This window comes from Bradyrhizobium algeriense (assembly GCF_003062295.1).
Taxonomy (GTDB): domain Bacteria; phylum Pseudomonadota; class Alphaproteobacteria; order Rhizobiales; family Xanthobacteraceae; genus Bradyrhizobium; species Bradyrhizobium algeriense.
On record NZ_PYCN01000279.1, the window covers coordinates 1 to 436 of the forward strand.

Below are 436 nucleotides of genomic sequence, written 5' to 3' on the forward strand. Positions count from 1 at the left end.
AAGGATCATTTCCCTCAGCCGCTCGAACACTTGAGGCGCGGCTTGGCGACCGCGCTGGAGGCGATCTGTCGCTACAATCGAAACTTGTTGGCTGAGGGCTGGGCGAGGGGGGGCCATTCGGAAGAACCTGAACTTTCGTCGACCTCTTCTATACCACACTTGTGCCGAATGCACTAATGCATTAGTGTATAAGACGTCGGCTGGTCGGCCGATCCTAGCCATGAAGGCTCCCGTCAAGAGGAGCCATTTCGAGGAAGCACCATGAAGAAGCAGATGAGGCGCCTTTGCGCCGGCGTGGCGGCTGCCGTCGGGTTATTTGCCGTCGCAAGTAACGCCTCGGCACAGCAGAAGAACGAAATTTCGATCACCCGCCAGCCCGGCATTATCTATTTGCCGACCCATATCATCGAAAAGCAGCAGCTTATCGAGAAGCATG

Annotated in this window: 1 pseudogene; it reads left to right on the top strand. The window is 56.2% G+C overall.

Annotation, left to right across the window (positions count from 1 at the left end):
* Nucleotides 1–273: 273 nt before the first annotated feature.
* Nucleotides 274–436: pseudogene (locus tag C7G61_RS46920) on the top strand (ABC transporter substrate-binding protein); the annotation flags it as partial.